The organism is Paenibacillus ihuae, assembly GCF_001368795.1.
GTDB lineage: Bacteria > Bacillota > Bacilli > Paenibacillales > Paenibacillaceae > Paenibacillus_AQ > Paenibacillus_AQ ihuae.
Genome location: NZ_LN831198.1, coordinates 151,582 through 158,229, shown reverse-complemented (window position 1 = coordinate 158,229; position 6,648 = coordinate 151,582). Strand labels below are relative to the sequence as shown.

Below are 6,648 nucleotides of genomic sequence, written 5' to 3'. Positions count from 1 at the left end.
CTGCCGCCGCATCACCGGATCAAGCCCGTCAATCGGCTCATCCATAATCAGCACCTCCGGCGCACAGCTAAGTGCAAGCCAAAAAGCAGCCTGCCGCTGCATTCCTTTAGAGAATCTGCTGAGCTTCCGGCCCTGATCCAGCCGAAAACCGGCAGCCAGTTCCTTGAAACGCTCCTCGCTCCATGACGGATAGACCGACCGGTAAAAGGCAGCCATGCTCCGGATCGACGCCTGCGGGAAAAAATACGGGCTGTCCGGCATGAAAATAATCCGCTGCTTCACTTCCGGCGCCTCAAACACCGGTTTGCCTCCGATCGTAACTGTTCCTTGTTCGGGCCTGTAAATACCGGCAAGCGTCTTTAGCAGTGTAGTTTTACCTGCACCGTTCGAACCGAGCAATCCATAGATTGCCCCTTTATGTACAGTCAGCGAGATGCCGTCAACGGCCTTTTCCCCTTGAAAAATCTTGCTTACTCCGCGGATCTCAATCATGCTTCTCCCCCTCTCTCTGCTCCAGAACCTGATGGTACAATGTGCTGATCTCATTTTCGGTGAATCCAAGATATACGGCCTCCGCCATCAGCCGCAGCAGCTCGCCGCGCAGTTCCGCCCGTTTGCTCTCACTGCGTTCCTGCCGCAGCGGAGCCACGAAGCTTCCCTTGCCCGGCAGAGAATAGATATACTCTTCACGCTCCAGCTCCCGGTAAGCCTTCTGAATCGTATTCGGATTGACTGTGAGCTGTGAAGATAACGTCCTTACCGACGGAAGCTGTTCATCCACCCGGAGAATCCCATGCATAATCATCTCTTTGATCTTACCCGTCAGCTGCTCGTAAATCGGCTTGCGGCTGCGAACGTCCAGTTCGAACATAAGCATCCTCCTTTCCATTGCATAGCAGTTTTCTCAGGTGTATTAACTGTACTACTATTATTAGTACAGTCAGATGCTATTGTCAACATAAAGAAACGGCTTTCCCTCTTTGCCGGAGAGCCGTTTTGGTAGCCTTTTATCGGGCCAGGTTATATTTAATCCGCTGTCCTTTGGGCTGCTGCTGGGTAATGCAGTGAATATTGCCGCCGCCGAGGGCGATTTCCCTTGTATTGATCTGCACGACCTTCCGCTCCTGAAACAATCTGCTTAGTATTACATAAGCCTCTGCATCCTTACGGTCCCCGAAGCCGGGCATAATCACTCCCCCGTTGCAGATATAGAAATTCACATAGCTGGCGGCTAAAAGTGTTCCCGCTCTGCGGCTGTAGCTATGACTGGCCCGGTCAATCCGGCCTGCTTCCTCACCGGTAATTGCCAGAGGCTGCGGGAGGTGCAGCTTATGGATTTCAAGCCTGCGTCCCTGTGCATCCGTTGCCCGGCTCAAGAGTTTATAGGCCTCATTCAGCACCTCATACTGCGGATCCCGCCGGTTGTCCGTCCAGCTCATGACAACCACGCCGGGTCTCACAAACGCCGCAACCTCATCGATATGCCCATCCGTTTCATCATGAAGCATGCCGCGCGGGAGCCAGATAATTTGGTCGATATTCAGGGAATTACGCAGCACAGCTTCGATCTGCGCCTTCGTCAGCTGCGGGTTGCGGTTCTTGTGAAGCACACACTGCTCCGTAGTGATAAGCGTACCTTCCCCGTCCACATGAACCGATCCGCCCTCCAAAATAAAATGCTGAAGATCATAGCGGTCCAGACGCTCGATCTCCAGCACTTTTTGTTTCACCAACAGGTCCTGATCCCACGGAAAATACAGTCCTCCGTTTAGTCCGCCCCAAGCGTTAAAACCCCAGTCAATTCCCCTTACGCCGCCCTCCCGGTTCACGACAAAGGTCGGGCCGATATCCCGCATCCAGGCATCGTTGGAAGAAATCTCAACGACCCGGACGGACTCCGGCATCCGGGAGCGTACATGCTCAAACTGGCCGGAGACAACGCCTATCGTCACCGGCTCAAATGCGGCAATTGCCGCTGCTACTGCTACAAAAGCATCCTGTGCCGGCTTAGCCCCCAGCCTCCAGGTGTCGGTGCGGGTAGGCCAGAGCATCCAGGTGCCGGCATGAGGCTCATATTCACCCGGCATACGATAACCGTCTTCTCGCGGCGATCTTCCTATTGTGTGTGGCATCACTATTCACCCCGGCTATAGAATCCTAATAGAATTCTATGCGGATAAACAGGCTGCTGCTACTGGTGTATATGGCTCAAATACCAGAGCTTTCTGCCTCAAGCACGGTCTCTTTCTGCCTTTTCGGGCGCTTGTCACTCAGCAGCGCAAAGAGAATCCCGGGAAGCATCAGCAGACTTGCAAAAACAAACGTCCGGCTGAAGGCATGAACAAGCCGCCCCCTGCAAACCTGATGCAGCTTGTGACAGCAGCTGCCCGGCTTCGCGGAACTGATTCCCGCTGTCCGCCGCAAATGCCTGCTGCTCCCCAGGACTCAGCTTGGCAGCGGCAAGCTTGGTCTTCGCCATCACGTCCGTGAACACCTCATCGCCGTCTGCCTTCCCGTCTGCGCCTTGTTCTCCTTGCCCGAGCGAGGTAACGGCGGCAATCAGCACTGGTTTAATAAACGGCTGCAGCACCAGATCTTCCTGCACCGCTTGTACCGCACGGCTCCCGGCTGTGTGCAGATTAGTGTCCGTTTGCTGTTGCAACACTGTAACGATAATCGCTACGCCAATTACACTGCCCAGCGCCTTGCTCATATTCGTGACGCCCGAAGCAATTCCCACCTTTTCTTCAGGAACGTTACGGACTGCGGAAGACATCACGGGTGCCATCGTGAGGCCAGTTCCCACTCCCATGGCGACTAAGCGGACTAATACATCGGCCAGCGCCGAATCCGCCTGGAGTCCGCTTAAGGAATAGGCGGCACCAGCCATTATGAGCACTCCCCCCGCAGCGAACAGGTGACTCCCGTATTTAGCAGAGAGCGGCCCGGATATCGCCGAGCTGACAATAGAGCCCACTGCAATCATTGAAAGAACAAGACCCGCCTTCAGCTCCGTCATTCCCATCATCCTGGTCAGGAAAAAGCTGGTCAGTAGCGAGATATTCATCAGTGCCGCCCCGACTATAATCATGGTCAGTGACGCACCGTTAAAGGTGCGAATACGCAGCAGTGAGAGCGGCAGCATCGGCTCCCTTCCTTTCCGTTGCGAGAAGAAAAAGAAGATTAGGAACACTACGCCCAATACCAGCAGCAGCAGAATTACCCGGGAATTCCATCCATAATCTTGAACTTTGATTAACGCATAGGTAATGAAGAACATCGCTCCGGTGATTCCCAGCGTACCGCCAACATCGACCGACCTGCCCGCAGAATCATCACGGGATTCCTTGATGAACAGCGCTGTGAGCACAATGCTTAGCACCCCAAGCGGCACATTGACAAAAAAGATCCACTGCCAGTTGAGCTGCTGGGTGATTATGCCGCCAAGCGCCGGACCGCTCGCTGCAGCAACCCCCGAGACAGCTCCCCAGATGCCGATAATCAGACCATGCATTTCTTTGGGGAAAGTGGTCGTGGTCAGCGGGATTGTAACAGGAACAATAATTGCCCCCGCCAAACCCTGGAGAACACGAAGCATGATCAGAGCTCCTAGTGAGGGAGCCAGACCAGCAAGCAATGAAGTAACCGTGAACAGCAAAACACCGATCAAAAATACCCTCTTGCGCCCGAATTGGTCAGCCAGCCGTGACGCCGTCAGAATAAACACGGCAAACGCCAGATTGTAACCGTTCATTATCCAGGAAATCCGCGACACGGTTCCCCCGAAATGACGTGTCATCTCCGGCAAGGCGATATTAATAATCGTAGTATCCAGCAGTGCCATAAAGAAACCGAGGACAATTGCAGTAAAAGAAAAAATCCGCCGCACACGCATACTCAACCTCATCACTCCCTTTATAATCTGAACTATAGTTCATATTTGAGATTATATGAACTATAGTTCATGTTTGTCAATGAGAAAATTGAACTTTAGTTCATCTTTTGTTGACAGTAAAAATGCACTCCTCTACAATCGGGTATATAAGGGGGACCTTAACACATGAGTGATACGGAAGATAAGATCAGAACACCGCAGCAGGACCGCAGCATCAGAACCAAGCAGGCGATCATTCAAGCCGCTATGAAGCTTTTTTCAGAGAAGGGCTACCACCAGACCAATACCAAGCAAATTGCCGCCGCGGCAGGAGTATCTACAGGCAGTTTTTATTCTTACTTCATTGATAAGCGGGCTGTATTTATGGAAGTGCTAACGGGGTATAGCGAGGTTTTACTGGAACGGATTGATGCTTCCATGGCCGAAATTAATTTCCACAATATGGACAAACACACCCTGCTCACACATCTCGTGGACAGCCTCCTGTTGTCACATGAGGTCTATACCGGTTTCCACAAAGAGCTGTCGATCATGTATCACAGCGATGACGATATTAAGCGGCAGATGGACGCACAGTATGAAGTGGGCCGCGTCAGAACGCTGCAGTATCTCCAGATGGGGATGGATGAGCTGAAGGTTACCGACCTGGAAGCGGCAGCCATCCTTGTATTCGAGTCCGTAAGCGCCATTGTGGATGTAATCGCCTTCTCTCCGCACCGGGTTTCTCCTGAACGGCTGAAGACAGAGCTCGTCAATATGCTCGTTAAGTATCTGTATGGCTGATATATAGATTAACTTGAGATTGTTCTATTATGGGATAGCCGTAAAGGTATTAACTGTTCTCCGCAAAAAAACAGCTGCCGGCAGAATCACTTCTGCCGGCAGCTGTTTTACTTCTCCCGCTCAACGCTCATCCTTCCAGAAATTCAGCGGTTTAAGCTCCTTAGTGATAATCGCAAAGCTGTATCCTTCCTTCTTGAAGGTCTCCAAAAGCCGCGGCAGCACTTTAAGCGTCGCCTTCTGATCATGCATAAGTATGACCGGATCCGTCTTCGATTTCTGCAGTTTATGCACCTGACTCATGACCGAAGCATAGATTTTGCCGCTGTCTTCCTTGTACTTCCAGTCTTCGGAGTCGACATTCCAGTCCCATAAATGATAACCCTGAGTCAATACTTTGTCCCTGAAGGCTTGGGTGAAATAGGGCTTGCTTCCGTATGGCGGCCGGATCAGTGTCGTTTCTGCTCCGCTGATTTTCTTCAGCACCGCATTGTCTCCCGCCATCTCCGCCAGTGCGGCGGCCGGAGATGCATAAAATTTCTCCTTGCGGTGAGTCATTCCGTGCAGGCCAAGCCCGTAGCCCGCCTTCACAATTTGTTTCACCTGGGAAGGATAACGGTTCATGTTCAGCCCAAGCATAAAGAAAGTCGCCTTCGCATCATATTCATCCAGTATAACCAGCAGCTCAGAGGTCGTTGCCGACGGCCCGTCATCAAATGTAAGATACAGGGTCCGGCCCTTGGCCTCTGACGTTCCCGAAGCTGCAGTTCCGCTGGCAGCCTGCGGTTTCAGCTTGTCTTTATATTGAACAATGAAATCCTCGTCGCTCAGCAGCGCGGCAGCATCCCGTACCCGCAGTAAATATTTATCCGGCTGAAAGGTTAACCTATACCCGAGGTAGGTGCTGATCCGCAGAGGCACCATCAGCTTGCCGTCCTTCAGGAAGGTGCTCATAGCAGCAACGGTTCCGTCCGGAAGCTGAAGTCCCCCGTCATTGTTGAGCAGCCGTACCGAATGATCTCCGGCTGCAACTGCAATTCCTTCCTGCAGTCCGGTAATGGTCCATTTTAGTTCTGCAGATATTGAACGTAGTGGAACATAATAGGTATCCTTCACGGATACAGCTTCGATTTCAGTCAAGGTATCGTTGACACCCAGCTTCAAGAGTGAATCTGCCCCCGCAGCCTTAGCTGTGGTTTGCAGAATCCCAAAACATAAGAATAATGACATCAATAAAGCCACTACTTTTTTCATAGGCACAAGCAGAATCTCCAATCTATGTATATTTACCTCTAACTCTATCATACATAGATATAACGTAATTTGAGAGATTGTAACCCCATCCATAAATTATTGTTACTATTTCGGGCTGTGACATAAGACATAGCAAGACCTTCTCATACAAAAAGGCATTGATCCCTTATATTTCGTCGAATGCTGTCGCATCAACAAAAAAAGCGGTTAAACAGCATCCTTTTTACACATTATAATTGTGACGAAATTAGCAACATTTGTGAATGTTTGAACAAATTTTGAACTACCTTAAAATCAGCTTAAAGCCCGTTACTACAGTGATCTTTGTCATACCTAACCGCACTTGTAACAAATTGATCACAGATATTTAACTTTATCGCCATTATTAAGGTCGATAATAGATATTATGTTAAAATATGTATTTTGCAATTAGGGTAAGTAATTCTTACTATAGATACAGGTTAAGCTTTGCCAGCCATCGAACGGCTAATGAAAAGAAGTATTGAAGGAAGGAGTTCTATATGAAAAAAAAGGGAACCGTTATACGCTTTGTTTCTAAGCCTGCTCTTTATTCTGCCGGGATGCAGTTCGCTTTCCGTACTGAACCCGAAGGGGCCGGCTGCCCGAACCTTATCTGACACGATCATCCTCTCCATTCTGGTGATGGCCGGTGTCCTCGCAGTTGTCTACATCTTATATATCTTCGTCCTGGTGAAATA

6 protein-coding genes and 1 pseudogene are annotated in these 6,648 nt (G+C 50.5%); 2 read left to right on the top strand and 5 right to left on the bottom strand.

The window, feature by feature from the left end; translation table 11 throughout:
* From AQR02_RS33270 to AQR02_RS00650, 4 genes are all read right to left on the bottom strand, one after another.
* Positions 1–492 (bottom strand): ABC transporter ATP-binding protein (locus AQR02_RS33270; RefSeq protein WP_245237006.1); only part of this gene is annotated, 492 nt, incomplete at its 3' end.
* Positions 485–871 (bottom strand): GntR family transcriptional regulator, encoded by a 387-nt coding sequence (locus AQR02_RS00660; RefSeq protein ID WP_054938944.1) that lies wholly within the window; start codon positions 869–871, stop codon positions 485–487. The genes AQR02_RS00660 and AQR02_RS33270, both read right to left, overlap by 8 nt.
* Positions 872–1,007: 136 nt before the next feature.
* On the bottom strand, positions 1,008–2,132 hold the full coding sequence (aguA, locus tag AQR02_RS00655) for an agmatine deiminase (RefSeq protein ID WP_054938943.1): 1,125 nt from the start codon (positions 2,130–2,132) through the stop codon (positions 1,008–1,010).
* A 134-nt stretch (positions 2,133–2,266) separates the two neighbouring features.
* Complete coding sequence (locus tag AQR02_RS00650; RefSeq protein WP_245237562.1) at positions 2,267–3,895, bottom strand: MFS transporter; 1,629 nt, start codon at positions 3,893–3,895, stop codon at positions 2,267–2,269.
* Positions 3,896–4,060: 165 nt separating this feature from the next.
* Between AQR02_RS00650 and AQR02_RS00645 the strand changes: the two genes are divergently transcribed.
* Positions 4,061–4,678 carry a TetR/AcrR family transcriptional regulator gene (locus tag AQR02_RS00645; protein WP_054938942.1) on the top strand — a complete coding sequence of 206 codons (618 nt, stop codon included), beginning with the start codon at positions 4,061–4,063 and terminating at the stop codon, positions 4,676–4,678.
* Between the two features lie 120 nt (positions 4,679–4,798).
* Here AQR02_RS00645 and AQR02_RS00640 read toward each other — a convergent pair whose 3' ends face one another.
* On the bottom strand, positions 4,799–5,929 hold the full coding sequence (locus AQR02_RS00640; protein WP_245237561.1) for a polysaccharide deacetylase family protein: 1,131 nt from the start codon (positions 5,927–5,929) through the stop codon (positions 4,799–4,801).
* A 549-nt stretch (positions 5,930–6,478) separates the two neighbouring features.
* Between AQR02_RS00640 and AQR02_RS33265 the strand changes: the two are divergent.
* Positions 6,479–6,648, top strand: a pseudogene (locus tag AQR02_RS33265) (cytochrome aa3 quinol oxidase subunit II); the annotation flags it as partial.